A 20,926-nucleotide genomic window follows, 5' to 3' on the forward strand; every position below is an offset into this window, starting at 1 on the left:
CGCATGCCGTCCATTTTCAACCGATTCGGGGCGAACAACGCCTCCTGGCGCCTTGCCCTGGCGCTGCTGATCGTCTACCTCGTCTGGGGCACCACCTATTTCGCGCTGGCGGTGGCCATGCAGACGCTGCCGCCGGTGCTCATGAATGGGGCCCGCTTCATCGCGGCCGGTCTGGCCATGCTGGCCATCGCGCGCTGGCAGGGCCTGGCCTGGCCCACGGCGGCGCAGTGGCGCGCCAGCGCGCTCATCGGCGGGCTGATGGCCTTCGCCGCCATGGCCCTGGTGGTGCTGGCCCAGCAGGCCGGGATCGGCTCCGGCCTGATGGCCACGGTGGTGACCACCATGCCCATGTGGCTGGCGCTGTGGACGCGCTGGGGCGGCGAGCGCGTGCCGCTGACCAGCTGGCTGGGCCTGGTGCTGGGCGCGGCGGGCGCCGCGTTGCTGGCGCTGGAGGGCGACTTCTCCACCACCCTGCTGGGCACGCTGTGCGCCTTCGGTGCGCCGCTGGCCTGGAGCCTGGGCTCCTATGCCTCGCGCAAGCTCGCGCTGCCGCCGCCGGCCATGGCCTCGGCCGCGCAGTGGCTGCTGGGCGGTCTGCTGTGCACGCTGGCCGCGCTGCTGTTCGAGCCCGGCGCGCGCGGCTTCCAATGGGCGCAGGTGTCGCTGGCCTCGGCCCTGGCCTGGCTCTACCTGGTGGTGATGGGCACCATGGTCACGCTCAACGCCTACCTGTGGCTGCTGAAGAACACCAGCGCCGCGCTGGCGGGCAGCTACTCCTTCGTGAACCCGGTGGTGGCCCTGGCGGTGGGCGTGGGCTTCGGCGGCGAGCGGCTCACGGGCTGGGTGTTCGTGGCCCTGCCCCTGATCGGCGCGGCGCTGGCGCTGATCCTCTACGGCCGACCGGTGGTGGACGCCGCCGGCGCGCTGTGGCGGCGGCTCGCGCCGTCTCAGGCCAGGACCTGAAGCAACCAGCGGTTGAGGTCGCCCACCTCCTCGGGGCACACGCTGTGGCCCATGGGGTAGCTGTGCCATTGCACCGGGTAGCCCAGCGCCAGCAGGGCGTCGCGCGAGGCCTCGCCACGCGCGGGCGCCACGATCTCGTCCGCATCGCCGTGCGCCATGAAGATGGGCAGGCCGGCGTGGGCCGCGCTGCGCTCGGCCGCCGTGCGATCGGGCAGCGGCAGGTAGCCCGAGAGCGCCACCAGCCCGGCCAGGCGTTGCGGCGCGCGCAGGCCGGTGAGCAGCGCCATGGCGCAGCCCTGCGAGAACCCCATCAGCACGATGCGCGAGGCCGGCACGCCCTTGCCGATCTCGCGGTCGATGAGCGCCTGCACCTGCGCCTGGGAGGCGCGCAGGCCGGCCTCGTCCTCGCGGCGCGGCAGGCCGGGGTCGGCCGGCGGCGGATAGATGTCGTACCAGGCGCGCATGGCGTAGCCGCCGTTCAGCGTGACGGGCCGCACCGGCGCGCTGGGGAAGACGAAGCGCACCGGGCCGATGGCCGACAGGTCCAGCATCTGCGCCACGGGCACGAAGTCGTTGCCATCGGCACCGAGGCCATGCAGCACGATGAGGCTGGCGGCGGTGGGCGCGTCGGGCGCGCCCGAGCGGCCTTCGAGCAGCTCGAGTTCGAGGGGGGTGTCGTTCATGGGATGGCAGCATAGCCGCGCGCCCACCACAATGCCCCGGATGACCCCCGACACCCTGCTGCACCACTTCGACACCGGCCAGCCCTGGGCCGCGCGCCTGAGCACCCGCCCCGGCTACGGCCTGGACACCGCCTACGCCGACGCCCTGGCCGTGCGCGCGCTGCGCGTGGCGCGCGGCGAGCGCCCCCTGGGCTACAAGGTGGGCTTCACCAACCGCGGCATCTGGCCGGTCTACAACGTCTACGCCCCCATCTGGGGCAGCGTGTACGACAGCACCGTGGTGTTCTGCGACGGCGAGGGCCGGCTCGACCTGTCGCACACCTGCGAGCCGCGCATCGAGCCCGAGGCGGTGTTCGGCTTTCGCTCGGCGCCCGCCGCCGAGGCCTCCATCGGCGATCTTTTCGACGCCCTGGACTGGGTTGCGCCGGGCTTCGAGATCGTGCAGTCGCACCTGGCGGGCTGGAAGTTCGAGGCCCCCGACACCGTGGCCGACGGCGGCCTGCACGCGCGCCTGCTGGTGGGCCGGCGGATGCCGGTGCGCGAGATCGCGGCCGACGCCGCCGGCCTGGACGCCGCCCTGGCCGGCGCGGGCGTGGTGCTGGCGCGCGACGGCCAGGCGCTGGACCGGGGCACGGGCGCGGCCGTGCTCGACGGCCCCGTGCAGGCCCTGTGGCATTTCGTGCAGGCGCAGCGCGCCTGCCCCGGCGCGCCAGCGCTGCGTGCGGGCGACATCGTCACCACCGGCACCTGGACCGACGCCTGGCCCGTGGCCCCGGGCCAGACCTGGCACGGTGCCTTCGACGCGCCGCTGTCGCCGCTGAGCCTGCGGCTGGAGTGAGCTCTCCAATCCAGGGGGACACGGGGAAAACCCACTGAGGAAATCGCGCACCGATCGCTAGGCTGGCCGGGTTTCAGACATCAAGGAGACCCGTCCATGAGCGAGAAGATCGCGCCCGCGCTGCTGGCCCTGCAACGCCTGTACGACTGGGAGGCCAAGGCGCCCACGCGCGTGGCCCTCACGCAGCCCATGGGCGGCGGCGTGGTGCACGATTTCACCTGGGCCCAGGTGGCCGACCAGGTGCGCCGCATGGCCGCCCACCTGCAGGCCCAGGGCTGGGAACCCGGCAGCAAGGTCGCCATCCTGTCCAAGAACTGCGCCTGGTGGATGATGAGCGACCTGGCGATCTGGATGGCCGGCCACGTATCGGTGCCGCTGTACCCCACGCTCGCGCCCGAGACCATCCGCCAGATCCTCACGCACAGCGAGTCCAAGGCCCTGTTCGTGGGCAAGCTCGACGGCTGGGACGGCATGAAGCCCGGCGTGCCCGCCGGCCTGCCCTGCATCAGCTACCCGCTGTCGCCGGTGGACGCGATCCAGGACTACGACGGCTGGGACGCCATCTGCGCGCGCACCGAGCCGCTCCAGGGCCAGCCCGTGCGCGCCGAGGACGATCTCGCCACGCTGATCTACACCTCGGGCACCACCGGCCTGCCCAAGGGCGTGATGCACAGCTTCGGCAACTTCGCCTGGGCCATCGACCGCGGCCTGCAGCGCATCCCGCTCACGGCCAAGGACCGCATGCTGAGCTACCTGCCGTTGGCCCACGTGGTGGAGCGCATGCTGGTCGAGCACGGCTGGCTGCGCACGGGCATGCACGTGTTCTTCGCCGAATCGCTGGACACCTTCGCGGCCGACCTGCAGCGCGCGCGGCCCACGGTGTTCTTCTCGGTCCCGCGCCTGTGGGTCAAGTTCCAGCAGGGCATCCACGCCAAGATGCCGCCGGCCAAGCTGGAGCGGCTGCTGCGCATCCCCTTGCTGGGTGGCATCGTGCGCCGCAAGATCCAGAAGGCCCTGGGCCTGGACCAGTGCCAGTTCGCCGCCGGCGGCGCCGCGCCCATGCCGCCCGCGCTGCTGCAGTGGTACGCCCAGCTGGGCATCCCCATCAACGAGGGCTACGGCATGACCGAGAACCTCGCGCTCTCGCACATCACCGAGCCGGGCAAGAACCAGCGAGGCACCGTGGGCCCCCCCTACCCCGGCGTGGAGCAGCGCCTGGACCCGCAGACCGGTGAAATCCAGATGCGCAGCCAGGCGCTGATGCAGGGCTACTACAAGGAACCCGAGAAGAGCCGCGAGGCCTTCACCGAGGACGGCTGGCTGCGGACCGGCGACAAGGGCAGCATCGACGCCGCCGGCCTGCTGAGCATCACCGGCCGCGTGAAGGACCTGTTCAAGACGGGCAAGGGCAAGTACGTGGCGCCCGCGCCCATCGAGGACAAGCTGGTGATGCACGAGGCGGTGGAGGCCTGCGTGGTGACGGGCGCCAACCTGGGACAGCCCCTGGGCATCTGCATGCTCAGCCCCGAGGCCGCCGCGAAGACGAGGAACGCCGACGAGCGCGCCGCGCTGGAGCGCTCACTGGCCGAGCACCGGGCGGCCATCAACGCCACCCTGGACCCGCACGAGCAGATGCAATGCCTGGTGGTGGTGTCCACCCCCTGGACGGTGGACAACGACATGATCACGCCGACCTTCAAGGTCAAGCGCAACCGCATCGAGGACGTGTACGCCCGCCACTACGAGAAGTGGGAGGTCACCGGCAAGCCGGTGATCTGGGCCGACTGAAAGAACACCCCCGCCGCGCCGCGCGCCCCACGGGCTGGCAGCGCCGCGTCTTGCGGCCCCGCTAACATCCGGCCATGCACATCCTGCTCACCGGCGCCGCCGGCTTCATCGGCATGCACACCGCGCTGCGGCTGCTCGCGCGCGGCGACACCGTCACCGGCATCGACAACCTGAACGACTACTACGACCCGGCGCTCAAGCAGGCCCGGCTGGAGCGGCTGCGCCCGCACGCCCCGTTCCGCTTCGAGCGCCTGGACCTGGCCGACCGCGCCGGCATGGAGGCGCTGTTCGCGCGCCAGCGCTTCGACGCCGTGGTGCACCTCGCCGCGCAGGCCGGCGTGCGCTACTCCATCACGAATCCGCACGCCTACCTGGAGAGCAACCTCACCGGCTTCGGCCACGTGCTCGAAGGCTGCCGCGCGCAAGGCCTGGGCCACCTGGTCTACGCCTCCAGCTCCAGCGTCTACGGCGGCAACACCAAGATGCCGTTCGAGGAAAGCGACCCGGTCGACCACCCCGTGAGTCTGTACGCCGCCACCAAGAAGGCCAACGAGCTGATGGCGCACACCTACAGCCACCTCTACCGTCTTCCCGCCACCGGCCTGCGCTTCTTCACGGTGTACGGGCCCTGGGGCCGGCCCGACATGGCCTACTTCTCCTTCACCAAGGCCGTGCTCGAAGGCCGCACCATCGACGTCTTCAACCACGGCGACATGAAGCGCGACTTCACCTGGATCGACGACATCGTCGAGGGCCTGCTGCGCGTGCTCGACAAGCCCGCCACGCCCGAGACCGAGGGTGGCGCGCCGCACCGCGTGTTCAACATCGGCAACCACGACCCGGTGCAGCTGATGGAGTTCATCGCCTGCATCGAGCGCGCCACCGGCCGCGAGGCCAGCAAGCGGCTGCTGCCCATGCAGCCCGGCGACGTGCCCGCCACCTACGCGAGCACCAAGGCCCTGAACGACTGGGTGGGCTTCGCCCCGGCCACGCCGCTGGCCGAGGGCATCGAGCGCTTCGTGCGCTGGTACCGCGACTACTACAAGGTCTGAGGCCGTGCCTCGGGCGCCAGCCCCGCCAGGCGCTCGATCACGCGCGGCGCCGCGCGCTCGCACAGGACCATCACGTTCTCGAAACCTTGCAGGGGGCCGTAGTAGGGGTCGGGAACCTCTTCGAACCCCAGACCCGCGTAATCCAGGAACAGGTGCAGCTTGTGCGCCTGCGGCGGCGGGCAGCGGCGCCGCAGCTGCGCAAGGTTGCCCTCGTCCATGGCGAGGATGGCGTCGAAGCGCTCGAAATCCTCGGGCCGCACGGCGCGCGCCCGCTCGGCGTCGATGGCCGCGTAGCCGCGCGCGCGCGCCAGCTTGACTGCGCGGCTGTCGGCGCGCTCACCCGTGTGGCCGCCGTACACGCCCGCCGAGTCCACCGCGACGCGCCCTTGCAGGCCGCGGCGTTGCACCTCAGCCTGCAACACCGCGCTGGCCATGGGCGAGCGGCAGATATTGCCCATGCAGACCACCAGTACCTGTTGCATGGGCCCGAGCATAACGAGGCGCGGGCCGCGCCCCTTCACTGGCCGGTTCGCCCGCCCCCGCCGGACCGCGCTCAGCGCGGTCCGGCGCTGCCCAGCGCGCGGCACTCGGGCGTGCCGTTGGCCTGGCGCAGGTAGGCGATGAGGTCGGCGCGCTCGCGCGGATCGGCCACGCCGTCGTAGGTCATGCTGCTGCCCGGCACCACCTGAAGGGGGCGGGCCAGGAAGCGGTCCAGCGTCTTCTCGTCCCACCTGAGGCGCGCATCCTTCATGGCCTGCGAATAGGCAAAACCGGGCACGCTGCCCGCGCGCCGGCCGAGCAGGCCGCAGTGACGTGGACCCACGCGGTCCTGGGCCAGCGCATGGCAGGCCAGACAACGGTTGTAGACCTGCGCGCCGCGCTGCGCGGACGGCCCCTCGGCCCAGGCGACGCCCAGCGCGGCCAGCGCCAATGCCCCGACCAGTCCCAGCCGCACACCGTTCACTGGACGGCCCTGCATGCGGCGCGCGGCGGGGGCCGTGTGCCTGGGGAACGGCCCGGCGGCGCTCATGACACGAAGGCCGAGGGCACCGGCGTCTCGCCCAGGGCCTGGCGCAGCACGGCCCAGTGCATGGCCTCGTCGCCCAGGATGCTGGCCGCGGCCTTGGACAGGTCGCGGTTGCCGAACAGCGGCACGGCACCCAGGTAGGCGCTCACGGCGCCCTGCTCCAGCCGCGCCGCGAAGCGCAGCACATCGGCCTGCGACTTCAACTGCTCCACGGGAAAGCCGTAGGCGGCCTTGGCGGCCACGGGCTTGCCGCCCAGCTTCTCCACCGTCTTGGCCAGTACCTCGGCGTGCTCCTTGTGGTGCGCCTGGAAGCTCAACGCCAGGTCGAGCGCGGTTTTTTGCAGCAGCTGGCTCTCGGCGCCCAGCTGGTAGGCCGCGATGGCCTCGAGCTCGGCGCCCAAGGCGGTGTTGAGGATTTGCACGTCCTGCGGCGCGGCGGCGCCGGCCTGCGCCGCGAGCGCGTCGCGGCCGGCGAGCAGCGCGACGGTGGTGCCGGAGAGGATGAGGCCGGACTGGCCGAGGAAGCGGCGGCGGGCCGCGGCGGGGTGGGGCATCTGCAGGAAAGACATGGGGGTCTCCATCGGGGGTTGGGGTCACGATCGACCCTTTGCCCATTGGATGGAGCGCTTTTGCGCCCCGTTCCCGCGCGGCGCGGGAACGGGGAGGCGGCCTCAGCTCAGGCGCTGGAGCACGCGGGCCACGATGCGGTCGCAGCGCTCGCCGTCGAACGAGAAGGCGTCGGCGATGGCCATGTCCACATCGCGCGAGAGCCCTTCGCGCAAGAGGCTGCGCGCGCGGAAGAAGCGCGTGCGCACCGTGGCCTCGGGAATGTCCAGCGCCTGCGCCACCTCCTCCACGCTCAGCTCTTCCACGCCGCGCAGCACGAAGACGCTGCGAAAAGCCTCGGGCAGCCCGTCGATGCGCGCCTCCATCAGCCGGCGGATCTGCTCGCGCATGGCAAGGCGGTCCGGCTGGCGGTCCACGTCGTCGCTCAGCCAGCGCTGCATGTCGGGCTCGAGGGACGCCATCGCAGCGTCGAGCGGAATCACCGGCACCTCGCGCCGGCGCAGCCGCCCCAGGGCTTCGTTGATCACGATGCGCGCCAGCCAGGTCGACAGCCTGGCGTCGGCGCGAAAGCCGCCCAGCGCGCGCCAGGCGCGCAGGTAGGCGTCCTGCAGCACGTCCTGTGCCTCCTCGTCGTTCTTCAGGATGCTGCGGGCCGTGCGAAAGAGCAGTCGGTTGTGGCGTCGCATGATGGTCTCGAAGGCGGCCTCGTCACCGTGGGCGGCGCGCGCCGCCAGCGTGTTGTCTGCGGCGTCCGCCGGCTGCTCATCGGCCGGCACGGGCGTGCCGCCTTGGGTGCTGTGCATAAGAACCTCCGCCCATTGGATGGCCGGCCCGGCGGCGCCGTTCCCGCCGCCGCCGGGCGGTGGCGTCAGGCCACCTCGACCACCAGCGCCGCATCGAAGGCGGCGTTCTCATTCACGCCGTCACGGGCATAGCCGCGCGGGTTGCACAGCACACGCGTGCCATGCAAGGGGTAATCGAAGCTGTCGTGCGTGTGGCCATGAATCCACAGTTGCGCGCGCCGGCCGTCCACCAGGTGCTCGGCGTCGGACACGAAGCAGGCGTTCAGGGCCGAGCCGGCGAAGCGCGGGTGGATGCTGCGCGGCGAGGGCGCATGGTGCGTGATCACCACGGTCGGCCCCGGGTGTGGCACCGACAGCGCCCCGTCCAGCCAGCGCGACTGGACAGCGAACAGATCGGCCGTATCCCGCGGCGCCAGCACGGCGTCCGAGGGCGGCGCGTCCCGGCGGATGCGGCTGAAGTCGCGCATGAAACGCTGTGCCTCGGCCATGGCCTCGGCCTCACGCTCCCCCTCGCCCTGAAGTCGGAAATCGGTCCAGAGCGTGGTGCCCAGGAAGCGCACGCCCTGCAGGATCACCGCGTCGCCGTCCAACAGGTGCACCGGCGTGCCTTCGCACAGGCGCCGCAGCTCGTCCCTTACCTCGGGCAGGCTGGAGCCGTAGAACTCGTGGTTGCCCGGCACGTAGAGCACCGGCTTGCCCAGGCCCAGGGCCCAGGCCACCGCCTCCCGGGGCCGCGCGATGTCGCCCGCCAATACCACCGCGTCGGCCTCGGTGGGCGGCGGCGCCATGCCCTGGACGCCCAGGTGCAGATCCGACAGCACGTGCAGTTTCATGCGATGGCCCTTTCACCGGCCTTGGCGGCGCGCGGCGGCTGATCGGGTGCCGCCAGTCTGGTGAAAAGAAAAAACCCGCCGGATGGCGGGTTTTTGTCGAACAGGGGCGGTGGGGTCAGATCTTGTACGCGTCCAGATCCTTGCCAGCGGCGAGCGCGTCGCGCACCCACTGCGGCTTGCGGCCCGGGCCGCCGGCCCAGAGTTCGCCGTTGGGGCCACGGTACTTGGGCGCCGCGCCCGACTTGGACTTGGCCGCCTTGCGCCCGCCCGCGCTGGCGCCGCCCAGATCGGCCACGCTGATGCCGTACTGCTTCATCTTGGCCTTGATGTCGGCGATCACATTGGACAGTTCGTCCTTGCGGGCCTGCTCGGCCTGCGCCATCAGCGATTGCGCCTGGGCCATCAGTTCGGAATACGTTGCCATACCGGTAATCCTTGTCGCTCTGTGAAATGAATCGGGGCATCGATGCGATGCGCCGCGAATTCTATTCGGTTTTCACAGCGAATCGACGAAGCCTTGCAGTTCGTTCGGCAATTCCGTTTGCAATTGCAAAGGAGATTGACTTTGCGGATGGGTCAGGCGCAGGCGCCAGGCGTGCAGGAACATGCGTTTGAGGCCATGCCGCGCCAATTCCCGGTTGCGTTCGAAATCGCCGTATTTGTCGTCGCCGGCGATCGGGTGGCCGGCGCTCGCCAGGTGCACGCGGATCTGGTGCGTGCGCCCGGTCTTGATGGTCACCTCCAGCAGGCTCAGCGGCCCGCCCCCGCCGGGCGAGGAAGCCCAGCGGCGCGCCACTTTAACGAGAGTGATCGCCCGCATGCCATCGGGATCGTCGGCCGAGGTCACGCGCACGCGCCGCTCGCCGTCGGCCAGCAGGTACTTGTGCAGCGGCACGTCGATCACCTTGCGCGCCGCCGGCCAATCGCCCAGCACCAGTGCCAGATAGGTCTTGCCGGTTTCCCGTTCGCGAAACTGGTCTTGCAAGGCCTTCAGCACGCTCTTCTTTTTCGCAATGAGCAACAGACCGCTGGTTTCGCGGTCCAGCCGGTGCACCAATTCGAGCAGACGGGCGGTCGGCCGCGATTGTCGCAATTGCTCGATGACGCCGAAACTGACGCCGCTGCCGCCGTGCACGGCCACCCCCGCCGGCTTGTCGATCGCGAGCAATCCCTCGTCTTCGTGCACCACCGGGAATTCGCGCGCCGGGGCCGGCCGTTCGGCCTTTTCCTCGATGCGCGCGGACAGCCGAATGGGCGGGATGCGCAGCACGTCGCCGGCCGCCACGCGCTCGTCGGCGCTGGTGCGCGCCTTGTTGCGGCGCACCTCGCCGGAACGGATGACCCGGTAGATGTGGGTCTTGGGCACGCCCTTGAGGTGGCGCATGAGGAAGTTGTCCAGCCGCTGGCCGTCGGATTCCTCGTCGACGGTGAGATGGCGGACGGCGGGCGGGGTGTCTATCGGGGCTTTCATGTATCCACCACGGACGCGGGGGACGTGTCTATAATGCGCGACGCCCGTTGTGTGCTGTAAGTGTTTGATTTGCCTTGAGTTTAAGGCAGCGAACACCACAGTGGCCGACCCGGATGCCGGGAGCCCGGCGGGCGAAGGTGGCCAGCCGCGGCACCCGGCCCTCGCGCCAGACCCCGATGCCGCTTCGCGCATCCCGGTCGGCCCCCGTGCCGGAGGACGCCGCGGTGGAATCCGCAGACCCACAGCGAACCGACAACGGAATACCCCAATCGCCCAGGCCCCGACAGCAACGGCCTGGACGAGGAGACGACCCAGCAGCCACCGAGGCCCGACGCTGTCACCGACAGCCGTCGGCCCCTAGCGGCCCTGCCCTCGGCTCCACGCGCCCATGCCCGACCCGGCACCCTGTCGCAGCGCCCGAGCGCGCGCGCACCGTGCCCGGTCACGGCTCTCCGGCAATTCCTCCTACGTTCGTTGCGTGTGCGGCTTCCCGGCCTTGCGGGCGGCCCGGGCAGATCAGCCCGAGCGCCGCCGTGTGCCAACGAAGGGAAACGCACCATGAAACGCATGCTGATCAACGCCACGCAGGCCGAAGAGCGCCGGCTGGCGATCGTGGACGGGCAGAAACTGCTCGACTACGAAATCGAGATCGAGGGGCGCGAACAGCGCAAGGGCAACATCTACAAGGCCGTCGTCACCCGCGTCGAGCCCTCGCTGGAGGCCTGCTTCGTCGACTACGGCGAAGACCGCCACGGCTTCCTGCCGTTCAAGGAAATCGCCCGCCAGTTCTTCCAGGGCAACGTCTCGCCCTCGCAGGCGCGCATCCAGGACGTGATCAAGGAAGGCCAGGAGCTCATCGTCCAGGTCGAGAAAGAGGAGCGTGGCAACAAGGGCGCGGCCCTCACCACCTTCATCAGCCTGGCCGGCCGCTACGTGGTGCTGATGCCCAACAACCCGCGCGGCGGTGGGGTCTCGCGCCGCATCGAAGGTGAAGAGCGCGCCGAACTCAAGGCCGCGCTCGACCAGCTCGAGTACCCCAACGGCATGAGCATCATCGCGCGCACGGCCGGCATCGGCCGCGACGCCGCCGAGCTGCAGTGGGACCTGAACTACCTGCTCAAGCTCTGGACCGCCATCGACGGCGCCGCCGGGGCCGGCAAGGGCGCCTTCCTGATCTACCAGGAATCGAGCCTGGTGATCCGCGCCATCCGCGACTACTTCAACAGCGACATCGGCGAGATCCTCATCGACACCGATGACATCTACGAGCAGGCGCACCAGTTCATGAGCCACGTGATGCCCGAGCACGGGCACCGCGTGAAGCGCTACCGCGACGACGCGCCGCTGTTCAGCCGCTTCCAGATCGAGCACCAGATCGAGACCGCCTACAGCCGCATCGTGCAGCTGCCCAGCGGCGGCGCCATCGTGATCGACCAGACCGAGGCCCTGGTGGCCGTGGACGTGAACTCGGCGCGCGCCATCAAGGGCGGCGACATCGAAGAAACCGCCACACGCACCAACCTGGAGGCCGCCGACGAGGTGGCGCGCCAGGCCCGCCTGCGCGACCTCGGCGGCCTGATCGTGATCGATTTCATCGACATGGAGGAGAGCAAGAACCGGCGCGAGGTGGAAAACCGCCTGCGCGACGCGCTGCGCCAGGACCGCGCGCGCGTGCAGTTCGGCTCCATCAGCAAGTTCGGCCTGCTCGAAATGAGCCGCCAGCGCTTGAAGCCCATGCTCAGCGAGGGCGCCTCCATCCCCTGCCCGCGCTGCGGCGGCTCCGGCCACATCCGCGACACCGAATCCTCGGCGCTGCAGATCCTGCGCGTGATCCAGGAAGAGTCGCTCAAGGACAGCACGGCCGCCGTGCTCGTGCAGGTGCCGGTCGAGGTGGCGAGCTTCCTGCTCAACGAAAAGCGCACCGAGATCACCAAGATCGAACTCAAGCAGCGCATCAACGTGCTGCTGGTGCCCAACAAGTCGCTCGACACGCCCAACTACAAGCTCGAGCGCCTCAAGCACGACGACCCGCGCCTGGACAACCTCGACTCCAGCTACAAGCTGGCCGAGGAGGTGGACGACGTGGCCAGCTTCACGCGCCGCAGCCAGGAACGCACCAACAAGCAGGAACCGGTCATCAAGGGCGTGCTGCCCGATGCGCCGGCGCCCGTGGCCGTGCCCAAGCCGGCACCCGCCCCCGCGGCCCCGGTGGCCGTGGCCGCGCCCGTACCGGCCGCCGCGCCGGCCGAAAAAGGCTTCTTCGGCTGGCTCAAGGGCCTCTTTGGTGGCGCGCCCGCCGCCACCCCCGCGCCGGCGCCGGCCACCACCCCCGCCGCCAAGGACGCTGGCCGGGGCGATGGCCGCCGCGATGCCGGCCGTGACGGCGGTCGGGGCCGTGGCAACCGCGGTGGCCGTGGCGGCGAAGGCCGTGAGGGCCGCGCCGAAGGCCGCGACAACCGCGAAGGCCGTGGCCAGCGCGACGGCCAGCCGCGCGAGGCGCAGGCGGCCGAGGGCCAGCGCCCGGCCGGTGGCCGCAACGGCGAGAGCCGCCGCGGTGAGGGCCGCCAGGACAACCGCGGCGAAGGCCGCGCCGACAACCGCGAAGGGCGCGGCGAAGGCGCCCGCGGCCAGAACGAGCGCCGCGAACGCCGGGGCGAGCGCCGCGACGCACCCGCCGCCGAGACCGCCGAGCTGAACGCCAACGCCGTGCCGTCCACCGACACGGCCGACAACGCCGACGCGCCGAACCGCCGCGAGCCGCGCCGTGGCCGCGGACGTGGTGACGGTCGCGAGGGCCGCGAAGGCGAACAGCGCCGCCGCCCCGAGGGCCTGGATGCGCCGCGCGGTGACGAGGAAGCCGCCGCTTCCGCCGACGCCGTCGCCGCCAGCCCGGAGCAAGGCGACGACAACGCCCAGCGCGCGCCGCGCGAGCGCCGCACCCGCGACCGCTACGGCCGCGACCGCCGCGAACGCGGCCCGCGCGAGGAAACCGCCGCCGAGGCGCCCGCCGAAGCCGGCGACACCGTGCCCATGGCCATGGAAGGCGAGGCCACCGAGGACACGCCGCCGGTGCGCAGCTACTTCACCCTGCCCGCCGCGCCCGTGGCCGCCCCGGTGAACGCGCCCGCTCCCACCCCCGCACCGGTGGCGGAGAGCGCCCCGCGCGCCGCCGCGCCGGTGGCCGCCGCCCCGCTCGCCGTCGCACCCGCGCCGGCCCCGGCCGACGCGCCGCGTGGCATGCCCAAGGTGCAGGCCTACCAGCTCGGCGTCGACGAACTGCGCGCCGTGGCCGCCTCCAGCGGCCTGGAATGGGTCAACTCCGACGCCGAGAAGGTCGCCCAGGTGCAGGCCGCCATCGCCGCCGAGCCCGCCCCCATCCACGCGCCGCGCGAGCCCAAGCCGCCGGTGGTTGTGGACGAAGGCCCGCTGGTGCTGGTCGAGACCCGCAAGGACCTGCGCGACATGACGCTGCCCTTCGAGCAGCGCTGACCGGCCGGCGCGGCGCCACTGGCGCCGCGGGGTGGTCCCGGAAACAAAAGGCCAGCGTACGCGCTGGCCTTTTTGTTGGCGGCTTCGCCCTGGGTCCGCCCTACGGCGACGGCGTCAGTCGATCTGCGCGGCCTGCCGCCAGGCCTCTTGCGCGGCCTCGGTGTCGCCCCGCTCCTCGGCCAGCCGCGCCAGCGAACGCCAGGTGCGCCGGCGCAGCGTGGCGTCGCGCAGCCCGCTGCGCGCCAGCCCCAGCAGTTGCGCGGCCTTGCCCCACAGCTGGCGGTGCAGGCAGGCCTGGCCCGCCAGGTACTGCAGGTGGGGGTTCTGCGGCCACTGGCGTTGCAGCAGCTCCAGGCGCGCCAGGCCGGCGGCGTCGAGTTGCGCCAGGTCCGGCTCCAGCGCGAGCGCGAGGCGGGCCTGGTGGCGCTCGTCGAGTGCGCCGAAATCGTCCCACAGGGGCGCCAGCCAGCCCCGCACGCGCATGGCGACGTCCTCGCGGCGCATGTCCTCGCGGCTTTCGTCGGCGCCCTCGTCCTCGTCCAGCCGCGACAGCGCGTGCGCGCGGTCGGCCGCCGCCAGCGCCAGCTCGGGCATGGCGCGTTCGGCGGCGTCCAGGCCGTCCCATACCCGCTGCAGCTGGGTCAGGTCGTGCGCGCCGCGCAGCGCGTCCAGGGCCAGGCCCAGCAGCAGGCTGCGCGCGGCCTCGGGCGAGAAGGCGCGGTGCTTGGCGAGCAGGCGGGCGGTTTCCAGCGCCTCGCCGGTGGCGTCGCCCAGGCGCGCCACGCGCAGTTTCAGGCGCAGGGCCTGCACGCGGCGCTGCGCGCCCTGCGGCAGCTCGGCCAGGCGCGCGCGCGCGGCGCTGGCGTCGCGGTCTTCCACCGCCCAGCGCGTGGCGCGCAGCAAGGCGCCCTCCAGCACCTCGGGCGAGTGGCGCGCCATGGCGGGATTCAGCGCGGATTGCAGGTGCTCGTCGCGCTGCGCGCGGTTCTGCAGGGAGTGCGCGCTCTCGGCCGCCAGCAGGTGGGCCAGGGCGCGCAGTTGCTCTCGGCGCGGCCAGTCGGCGCTGGTGCTGCCGTTGAGGTGGTCGAGCGCGTTCTGCGCCGCCGACTGCGCGCGCACGAAGCGCCCCGCCAGCTGGTTGGACAGCGCGTCCAGCACCCAGCCCACCACCGCACGTTCCATCTGCTGGCTGCGCCAGCGCCGCGCCTGCAGCGGCAACTCGCGCAGCAGGGCCAGCGCGCGCAGCGCGGCGTACAGCAGCACAAAGCCCCCCACCAGCACGAACAGCACGAGGTTGAAGGACACGTCGAAGCGCCAGGGCGGCCAGAACAGCGTGACGGTGCCGCGGTTGTCGCCCATCAGCATGGCCAGGGCCACGGCCAGGGCCGCCAGGCCGAGCAGCCAGAACACACTGCGCATGGCGCCCCGCTGCCGCGCCCGCATCAGCGGCCTCCGGCGGCCGCGGCCAGCGCCGCGAGCGTGTCGTCGGGGCGCGGCAGGTCCTGTGCCACCAGGTCGCGGCGCAGGCGGCCCAGGCCGCCGAGCGCGCTGGCCACGGCCGGCGCGCTGGTGTCGAAGTAGTGCTGCAGCAGGCCTTCGACGGCCACCACGTCGGCGCGCGCGGCGCTCATCTGGCGCGCCAGCAGGGCCAGGCGCGCGTTGAGCAGCTTGAGCTTGATGTTCTCGCGCAGGAAGAAGGCCTGCTCGGGCGCGAGCAGCGCGGCGTCGGGGTGGTCGATGCGGCTCACGTGCACGAGATCGCGCGAGCCCTGGACGACCTGCCCGAAGGCCTCACGCCACCAGCGGTTCCAGCGCTCGGCGAAGCGCTGCCAGGGCGAGGCGTCGGCGGCCGGGTCCCCCTCGGCGGCGGGCGTGTCGGGTGCCGCGGCGGGCGCGCCCGCCTGCGGCGCGGGCCGGCGCGGCTTGCGCGGCGCGGCGCGCTCCACGCCCACGGCGTTGAGCGTCGGCCAGCCATCGACCTGGCGCACCAGTTCGTCGATCTGCAAGGCCAGGTTGGGGATGTCGGCGAGTGCGGCGGCGCGGATGCGGTCGACGTCGCGCGCGATGGCGCGCTGCACCGGGTTCAGGCGCGGCTGCGCGGCGCGCTGGATGCGCTGGTCGGCCGCCTGCAGGGCCGACACCAGGGGCTGTGCGCTGCCGGTGAGCTGGGCCTGCTGCAGCGCCAGGCGCAGCGAGGCCTCGAGGTCCTGGATGAGGTTGTCGTCGCGCGAGCGCGACAGCGAAAGCATCAGCTCCTCGAGCTGGCTGCGCTGCAGGCTGACCTCGGACAGGCGCACCTCGGCCACGCCCAGGCGCGCCTGCAGTTCCTGCACCTGCGCCTCGGCCTGCGAAGCGACCGTGCGGGCCTCCACCACCTGCAGCTCGGCGTCGTGCGCGCGCCGCGCGAGCTCGGCCTGCGTGAGGTTCAGGCGCTGCCACATCATGCCGGCCATGACCAGCGCGGCGGCGGCCACCAGCAGGGCCAGCAGGGTCAGGCCCACGCCCGCACGCCGCGGCGCCTCGGGCGCAGGACTGGTGGGGGAAGGGGCGCTGGGCGCGGGGGCCGCCACGGGCGCGGGATCGTTGTCGGGTGCGTTCATGGCGAGGCAGATGCCCAGGATTCTAGGCCGCGCCCCACGTCGGCCAATGTAGGACGGCACCGGATCACCCGGGTGAAACCCAGGGCCCGCGCCGCCTCGGCGATGCGCGGGTGTGTGGCCAGGGCGACCGCGCGCGCGCCGGCGGGCCAGTGGCCCTGCAGGGCCTGCACCGCCTCGCTGCTGCTGAACAGCCACACGGTGGCGGCGCCGCTGGCGGCGCGCAGGCGCTCGCGATCGGCCTCGCCAGGCGGCAGGCGCTCGCGCCGGTAGGCCACGCAGGCCTCGACCTCGGCACCGGCCGCGCGGCACTGTTCGATGAGCCAGTCGCGGCCCTGGCCCGACGGGTCGCCCTCGGCGGCGCCGCTGGTGCCGCGCACCACCAGCACGCGCCGGCCCGGCGCCAGCTGGGCGCGCACCACGGGCCACAGGTGCTCGGAGTCAAACTGCTCGGCCGCCGGCGGGGGCGTGTCGATGCGGTCCTCGCCCACGCCCAGCGGCCACAGCGCCTGGGCCAGCGCGCGCGCGGTGCCGGGGCCGGGCGCCCAGAAGCGCGTGTGCGCGTTCGGCGGCGCCACGGGCTCGGCGAAGAAGCGCTGCGCGGCGGCGCTGCTGACGAACATCAGCGCGTCCTGCTTCGGCCAGGCCGCGCGCCAGGTGCGCAAGCGCTCCAGCGCGGGGCCTTCGGACGGCTCGGCGATGCGCAACAGCGGCCAGGCCTCGGCGGGCCAGCCGCGCTCGCGCAGCGACGCCACCCAGCGCCCGGCCTCGGGTTCGGGACGCGTGACGATCACCCGTTCGATGGCGTGCGCGGCAGCGGCGGCCAAGGCCTCAGGCCTCCCCGTGCGGGGCGTGCGCGCCGGCGGCGCGCAAGGCGGCGGCGACGCGCGCGCCCAGGGCCTCGGCTTCTTCCAGGCTGGCCACCGAGGCGGTGTCCTCGGCGCGCACCAGGGTGGTGGCGCCCTCGGGCTCGCCCCAGGCGGTGCGCAGCCACAGGCGCTCGCCCACCCATTCGGCGTGCGCGGCCAGCGGCATGGAACAGCTGCCACCCATGGCGCGCGAGACGGCGCGCTCGGCCGCCACGCGCAGCCAGGTGGCCTGGTGCGCCAGCGGGCGCAGCGCCTCGATCAGGTCGGCGCGGTCGGCGCGCACCTCGATGCCGAGCGCACCCTGCCCCGCCGCCGGCAGCGATTGCGTGGGCTCGAAAACAGCGCGGATGCGATCGCCGAGGCCCAGGCGCTTGAGCCCGGCGGCGGCGAGCACGATGCCCTGGTACTGGCCCTCATCGAGCTTGCGCAGGCGCGTGTCGAGGTTGCCGCGCAGGGGCTCGATGCGCACGTCGGCGCGGCCCAGGGTGGCCAGCGCCTCGCGCAGCAGCACGACACGGCGCAGGCTGGAGGTGCCCACCACCGCGCCCTGGGGCAGATCGGCCAGGCCCGCCGCGTGCGGCGACACCCAGGCGTCGCGCGGGTCCTCGCGCTCCATCACGCAGGCCAGGGCGAAGCCCTCGGGCAGCTCCATGGGCACGTCCTTGAGCGAGTGCACGGCGATGTCGGCGCGGCCGTCGGCGAGCGCGTGCTCTAGCTCTTTCACGAACAGGCCCTTGCCACCCACCTTGGACAGCGTGCGGTCGAGGATCTGGTCGCCCAGGGTGGTCATGCCCAGCAGCGTGACCGCGTGACCGCGCGCTTCGAGCAGGGACTGCACGTGCCGGGCCTGCCACAGGGCGAGGCGGCTTTCGCGCGTGGCGATGGTGATGGCCGGGGGCGAAGACATGGGCAAACTCGAAGGACGGACACCCGGCTGACGGAGCGCGGAACACGGGGAATTCGGTACCCGTTTCGGAACCGGAACAGGGCGCGGGCGATGCTAGCATGCCCCCTCCCCCACACTTGGTAAGCCTTCCGTCAAGGCCCCTCCCGCCATGAGCCGATCCACCGCGGGCGCCGCCCGACGCGACAAGGACCAACCCCTCATCCTCGACATCCGCCTGCTCGGCCGCATCCTGGGCGACGTGATCCGCGAGCAGGAAGGCAAGGACGCCTTCGAACTCATCGAGCGCATCCGCCAGCTCTCGGTGGCTTTCCGCCGCGACGACGACCGCTCGGCCGACAAGTCGCTGAAGAAGCTGCTCAAGTCGCTCAGCGCCGACCAGACGGTGAGCGTGATCCGCGCCTTCACCTACTTCAGCCACCTCGCCAACCTTGCCGAGGACCGCCACCACATCCGCCGCCGCGCCGTGCACGAACGCGCGGGCGAACGCTCGCAGACCGGCAGCCTGGCGTTCGCGCTGGGGCGCCTGCGCGAGGCCGGTGTCGCGCCCGCCCAGGTGGCGCGCACGCTGGCCAGCGCCCACCTCTCGCCGGTGCTCACCGCCCACCCCACCGAGGTGCAGCGCAAGAGCATCCTGGACGCCGAGCGCGCCATCGCGCGGCTGCTGGCGGCGCGCGACGAGGCCACGCCGCGCGAGCAGGCGGCCATCGACGCGCAACTGCGCGCGCGCGTCACCCAGCTCTGGCAGACGCGGCTGCTGCGCTTCACCAAGCTCAGCGTGGCCGACGAGATCGAGAACGCGTTGAGCTACTACGAGAGCACCTTCCTGCCCGAGATCCCGCGCCTGTACGCCGAGCTGGAGGCCGGCCTGGGCCGCCCCGTGGCGCCCTTCCTGCGCATGGGCCAGTGGATCGGCGGCGACCGCGACGGCAACCCCAACGTCACCGCCGGCACGCTGGAGCTGGCCCTGCAGCGCCAGGCCGAGGTGGCCTTGCGCCACCACCTCACCCAGGTGCACCTGCTGGGCGGCGAGCTGTCCATGTCCGGCATGCTGGTGGGCGCCAGCGAGGCCATGCAGGCCCTGGCCGCGCGCTCGCCCGACACCAACGCGCACCGCCAGGACGAGCCCTACCGCCGCGCGCTCACCGGCATCTACGCGCGGCTGGCGGCCACGCTCACCGCGCTCACCGGCGCCGAGGCCGCGCGCCACGCCGTGGCGCCGCAGGACCCATACGCCAGCGCGGCCGACTTCCTGGCCGATCTGCGCACCATCGAGGCTTCGCTGCGCGCCCACCACGGCGAAGCCCTGGTGGACATGCGACTGAGCGGCCTGATCCGCGCGGTGGAGGTGTTCGGCTTTCACCTCGCCACCATCGACCTGCGGCAAAGCTCCGACCAGCACGAGCTCGCCGTGGCCGAGCTGCTGGCCGCCGCGCGCCTGGCGCCCGGCTACGCCGCGCTCGACGAGGCCGCCAAGCGCGCCGTGCTGCTGCGCGCGCTCGACGACGTGCGCCCGCTGCGCGTGCCCGGCACCGCCTACAGCGAGCACACGCGCAGCGAACTCGCCATCTTCGAGGCGGCGCGGCGCGGCCGCGAGCGCTTCGGCCCGCAGGCCATCCGCCACGCCATCATCAGCCACACCGAAACCGTGAGCGACCTGCTCGAAGTGCTGGTGCTGCAGAAAGAGGCCGGGCTGCTGCACGGCACGCTGAACGACGGCGCGCAGGCGGACCTGATCGTGGTGCCGCTGTTCGAAACGATCGAAGACCTGCGCAACGCCGCGCCCATCCTGCGCGACTACTACGCCCTGCCCGGCGTGCGGGCCATGGTGCAGCGCGGCGCGGCCGACGGCTACGGCGAGCAGGACGTGATGCTGGGCTACTCGGACAGCAACAAGGACGGCGGCATCTTCACCAGCAACTGGTCGCTCTACCAGGCCGAGACGGCCCTGGTGGCGTTGTTCGACGAGCTCAACGCAGGGAAGGAAGCATTCGCCGCCGGGCCGCCCCAAGGCGAATCAGCCCCCCCGGGGGGCAGCGGACCACGCGCAACGGGGAAGCGTGGGGGCCCCGTTCGGCCCATCAACCTGAGGATGTTCCATGGCCGCGGCGGCACCGTGGGACGCGGCGGCGGGCCGAGCTACCAGGCCATCCTGGCGCAGCCGCCGGGCACCGTGCGCGGCCAGATCCGCCTGACCGAGCAGGGCGAGGTGATCGGCGCCAAGTACGCCAACCCCGAGATCGGCCGGCGCAACCTGGAAACCCTGGTGGCCGCCACGCTGGAGGCCACGCTGCTGCAGCCCACGCGGGACGCCTCGCCCGCGTTCCTGAAGGCGGCCGAGGCGCTGTCGCAAGCCAGCATGGCGGCCTACCGCGCGCTGGTCTACGAGACGCCGCGCTTCGCCGACTACTTCTTCAGCGCCACGCCGATCCGCGAGATCGCCGAGCTCAACATCGGCTCGCGCCCCGCCAGCCGCAAGGCCACGGGCCGCATCGAGGACCTGCGCGCCATTCCCTGGGGCTTCAGCTGGGGCCAGTGCCGGCTCACGCTGCCGGGCTGGTACGGCTTCGGCTCGGCGGTGCAGGCCTTCGTCGCCGCAGACCCGAAGAACGCCGCGCTGCTCAAGCGCATGCACCGCGACTGGCCGTTCTTCAACACCCTGTTGTCCAACATGGACATGGTGCTGGCCAAGAGCGACCTGGCGCTGGCCTCGCTGTACGCCGAGCTGGTGGAAGACAAGGCGCTGCGGCGGCGCGTGTTCCAGGCCATCGAGGCCGAGTGGCAGCGCACGGCGCAGGCACTGGCGCTGATCACCGGCGAGCGTGAGCGCCTCGCGGGCAACGTCGCGCTGCGCCGATCCATCGAGCACCGCTTCCCCTACATCGACCCGCTGCACCACCTGCAAGTCGAGCTGATCCGCCGGCACCGGGCCGGCAGGCTGAATGCCGACGACGAGGGCCGGGCCAAGCGCGGCATCCACATCGCCATCAACGGCATCGCGGCGGGTCTGCGCAACACCGGCTGAGCCGACCCCGGTGACAG

Annotated in this window: 18 protein-coding genes; 6 read left to right on the forward strand and 12 right to left on the reverse strand. The window is 72.4% G+C overall.

From position 1 onward, the window contains the following. Window positions 1-3 precede the first annotated feature (3 nt). Complete coding sequence (locus BHU06_RS09875) at window positions 4-963, forward strand: EamA family transporter (RefSeq protein WP_070399000.1); 960 nt, start codon at window positions 4-6, stop codon at window positions 961-963. On the opposite strand, the gene BHU06_RS09880 is transcribed toward BHU06_RS09875, so the two are convergent. Then, a complete protein-coding gene (locus BHU06_RS09880; protein WP_070399001.1) occupies window positions 948-1,646 on the reverse strand; it encodes an alpha/beta hydrolase in 699 nt (232 codons plus the stop codon). The two genes, BHU06_RS09875 and BHU06_RS09880, sit on opposite strands and share 16 nt — an antisense overlap. 40 nt (window positions 1,647-1,686) lie before the next feature. Here BHU06_RS09880 and BHU06_RS09885 point away from each other — a divergent pair, with 40 nt between their 5' ends. The 3 genes from BHU06_RS09885 (at window position 1,687) to BHU06_RS09895 (ending at window position 5,324) form a co-directional block, all read left to right on the forward strand. Next, window positions 1,687-2,484: a 2-keto-4-pentenoate hydratase gene (locus BHU06_RS09885; RefSeq protein WP_070399002.1), complete on the forward strand. Its 798-nt coding sequence runs from the start codon at window positions 1,687-1,689 to the stop codon at window positions 2,482-2,484. 96 nt (window positions 2,485-2,580) lie between these two features. Further along, entirely contained in the window at window positions 2,581-4,272 is a 1,692-nt protein-coding gene (locus BHU06_RS09890; protein ID WP_070399003.1) for an AMP-binding protein, read from the forward strand. Between the two features lie 74 nt (window positions 4,273-4,346). Further along, on the forward strand, window positions 4,347-5,324 hold the full coding sequence (locus BHU06_RS09895; protein WP_070399004.1) for an NAD-dependent epimerase: 978 nt from the start codon (window positions 4,347-4,349) through the stop codon (window positions 5,322-5,324). On the opposite strand, the gene BHU06_RS09900 is transcribed toward BHU06_RS09895, so the two are convergent. The 7 genes from BHU06_RS09900 to BHU06_RS09930 all read right to left on the reverse strand — a co-directional run bounded on the left by BHU06_RS09900 (window position 5,312) and on the right by BHU06_RS09930 (window position 10,025). Then, a complete protein-coding gene (locus BHU06_RS09900) occupies window positions 5,312-5,806 on the reverse strand; it encodes a low molecular weight protein-tyrosine-phosphatase (RefSeq protein WP_217494348.1) in 495 nt (164 codons plus the stop codon). The genes BHU06_RS09895 and BHU06_RS09900 overlap by 13 nt on opposite strands. A gap of 71 nt (window positions 5,807-5,877) precedes the next feature. Beyond that, on the reverse strand, window positions 5,878-6,303 hold the full coding sequence (locus BHU06_RS09905) for a cytochrome c family protein (RefSeq protein WP_070399006.1): 426 nt from the start codon (window positions 6,301-6,303) through the stop codon (window positions 5,878-5,880). Window positions 6,304-6,350: 47 nt separating this feature from the next. After that, on the reverse strand, window positions 6,351-6,920 hold the full coding sequence (locus BHU06_RS09910; protein ID WP_070399007.1) for a ferritin-like domain-containing protein: 570 nt from the start codon (window positions 6,918-6,920) through the stop codon (window positions 6,351-6,353). A gap of 102 nt (window positions 6,921-7,022) precedes the next feature. Continuing rightward, window positions 7,023-7,721 (reverse strand): RNA polymerase sigma factor, encoded by a 699-nt coding sequence (locus tag BHU06_RS09915; protein WP_070399008.1) that lies wholly within the window; start codon window positions 7,719-7,721, stop codon window positions 7,023-7,025. A gap of 65 nt (window positions 7,722-7,786) precedes the next feature. Beyond that, a complete protein-coding gene (locus tag BHU06_RS09920; RefSeq protein WP_070399009.1) occupies window positions 7,787-8,554 on the reverse strand; it encodes a metallophosphoesterase in 768 nt (255 codons plus the stop codon). A 115-nt stretch (window positions 8,555-8,669) separates the two neighbouring features. After that, window positions 8,670-8,978, reverse strand: coding sequence for an H-NS family nucleoid-associated regulatory protein (locus BHU06_RS09925; protein WP_070399010.1), 309 nt, complete (start codon window positions 8,976-8,978; stop codon window positions 8,670-8,672). Window positions 8,979-9,050: 72 nt separating this feature from the next. Further along, window positions 9,051-10,025, reverse strand: coding sequence for an RluA family pseudouridine synthase (locus BHU06_RS09930; protein ID WP_070399011.1), 975 nt, complete (start codon window positions 10,023-10,025; stop codon window positions 9,051-9,053). A 558-nt stretch (window positions 10,026-10,583) separates the two neighbouring features. Between BHU06_RS09930 and BHU06_RS09935 the strand changes: the two genes are divergently transcribed. Continuing rightward, window positions 10,584-13,514 carry an Rne/Rng family ribonuclease gene (locus BHU06_RS09935; RefSeq protein ID WP_070399012.1) on the forward strand — a complete coding sequence of 977 codons (2,931 nt, stop codon included), beginning with the start codon at window positions 10,584-10,586 and terminating at the stop codon, window positions 13,512-13,514. 114 nt (window positions 13,515-13,628) lie between these two features. Here BHU06_RS09935 and BHU06_RS09940 read toward each other — a convergent pair whose 3' ends face one another. From BHU06_RS09940 to hemC, 4 genes are read right to left on the reverse strand one after another with little or no spacing between them, the layout of a single operon-like run. Next, window positions 13,629-14,933: a heme biosynthesis protein HemY gene (locus BHU06_RS09940; protein ID WP_070399221.1), complete on the reverse strand. Its 1,305-nt coding sequence runs from the start codon at window positions 14,931-14,933 to the stop codon at window positions 13,629-13,631. Window positions 14,934-14,956: 23 nt separating this feature from the next. Next, window positions 14,957-16,114 carry a uroporphyrinogen-III C-methyltransferase gene (locus BHU06_RS09945; protein WP_070399013.1) on the reverse strand — a complete coding sequence of 386 codons (1,158 nt, stop codon included), beginning with the start codon at window positions 16,112-16,114 and terminating at the stop codon, window positions 14,957-14,959. Further along, window positions 16,111-16,938 carry a uroporphyrinogen-III synthase gene (locus BHU06_RS09950; RefSeq protein ID WP_254668146.1) on the reverse strand — a complete coding sequence of 276 codons (828 nt, stop codon included), beginning with the start codon at window positions 16,936-16,938 and terminating at the stop codon, window positions 16,111-16,113. The genes BHU06_RS09945 and BHU06_RS09950 overlap by 4 nt, the downstream gene beginning before the upstream one ends. Before the next feature lie 4 nt (window positions 16,939-16,942). Further along, a complete protein-coding gene (gene hemC, locus BHU06_RS09955) occupies window positions 16,943-17,887 on the reverse strand; it encodes a hydroxymethylbilane synthase (RefSeq protein ID WP_070399014.1) in 945 nt (314 codons plus the stop codon). 148 nt (window positions 17,888-18,035) lie between these two features. Between hemC and BHU06_RS09960 the strand changes: the two genes are divergently transcribed. Then, window positions 18,036-20,909 (forward strand): phosphoenolpyruvate carboxylase, encoded by a 2,874-nt coding sequence (locus BHU06_RS09960; protein WP_070399015.1) that lies wholly within the window; start codon window positions 18,036-18,038, stop codon window positions 20,907-20,909. Window positions 20,910-20,926 lie beyond the last annotated feature (17 nt).

It is taken from the genome of Hydrogenophaga sp. PML113 (assembly GCF_001777155.1).
GTDB lineage: Bacteria > Pseudomonadota > Gammaproteobacteria > Burkholderiales > Burkholderiaceae_C > Hydrogenophaga > Hydrogenophaga borbori.

Bases quoted from the DNA above. Each gene is read 5' to 3' on its own strand.
- BHU06_RS09875 (WP_070399000.1), top strand. From the start codon at position 4: ATGCCGTCCATTTTCAACCGATTCGGGGCGAACAACGCCTCCTGGCGC.
- BHU06_RS09880 (WP_070399001.1), bottom strand. From the start codon at position 1,646: ATGAACGACACCCCCCTCGAACTCGAGCTGCTCGAAGGCCGCTCGGGC.
- BHU06_RS09885 (WP_070399002.1), top strand. From the start codon at position 1,687: ATGACCCCCGACACCCTGCTGCACCACTTCGACACCGGCCAGCCCTGG.
- BHU06_RS09890 (WP_070399003.1), top strand. From the start codon at position 2,581: ATGAGCGAGAAGATCGCGCCCGCGCTGCTGGCCCTGCAACGCCTGTAC.
- BHU06_RS09895 (WP_070399004.1), top strand. From the start codon at position 4,347: ATGCACATCCTGCTCACCGGCGCCGCCGGCTTCATCGGCATGCACACC.
- BHU06_RS09900 (WP_217494348.1), bottom strand. From the start codon at position 5,806: ATGCAACAGGTACTGGTGGTCTGCATGGGCAATATCTGCCGCTCGCCC.
- BHU06_RS09905 (WP_070399006.1), bottom strand. From the start codon at position 6,303: ATGCAGGGCCGTCCAGTGAACGGTGTGCGGCTGGGACTGGTCGGGGCA.
- BHU06_RS09910 (WP_070399007.1), bottom strand. From the start codon at position 6,920: ATGTCTTTCCTGCAGATGCCCCACCCCGCCGCGGCCCGCCGCCGCTTC.
- BHU06_RS09915 (WP_070399008.1), bottom strand. From the start codon at position 7,721: ATGCACAGCACCCAAGGCGGCACGCCCGTGCCGGCCGATGAGCAGCCG.
- BHU06_RS09920 (WP_070399009.1), bottom strand. From the start codon at position 8,554: ATGAAACTGCACGTGCTGTCGGATCTGCACCTGGGCGTCCAGGGCATG.
- BHU06_RS09925 (WP_070399010.1), bottom strand. From the start codon at position 8,978: ATGGCAACGTATTCCGAACTGATGGCCCAGGCGCAATCGCTGATGGCG.
- BHU06_RS09930 (WP_070399011.1), bottom strand. From the start codon at position 10,025: ATGAAAGCCCCGATAGACACCCCGCCCGCCGTCCGCCATCTCACCGTC.
- BHU06_RS09935 (WP_070399012.1), top strand. From the start codon at position 10,584: ATGAAACGCATGCTGATCAACGCCACGCAGGCCGAAGAGCGCCGGCTG.
- BHU06_RS09940 (WP_070399221.1), bottom strand. From the start codon at position 14,933: ATGCGCAGTGTGTTCTGGCTGCTCGGCCTGGCGGCCCTGGCCGTGGCC.
- BHU06_RS09945 (WP_070399013.1), bottom strand. From the start codon at position 16,114: ATGAACGCACCCGACAACGATCCCGCGCCCGTGGCGGCCCCCGCGCCC.
- hemC (WP_070399014.1), bottom strand. From the start codon at position 17,887: ATGTCTTCGCCCCCGGCCATCACCATCGCCACGCGCGAAAGCCGCCTC.
- BHU06_RS09960 (WP_070399015.1), top strand. From the start codon at position 18,036: ATGAGCCGATCCACCGCGGGCGCCGCCCGACGCGACAAGGACCAACCC.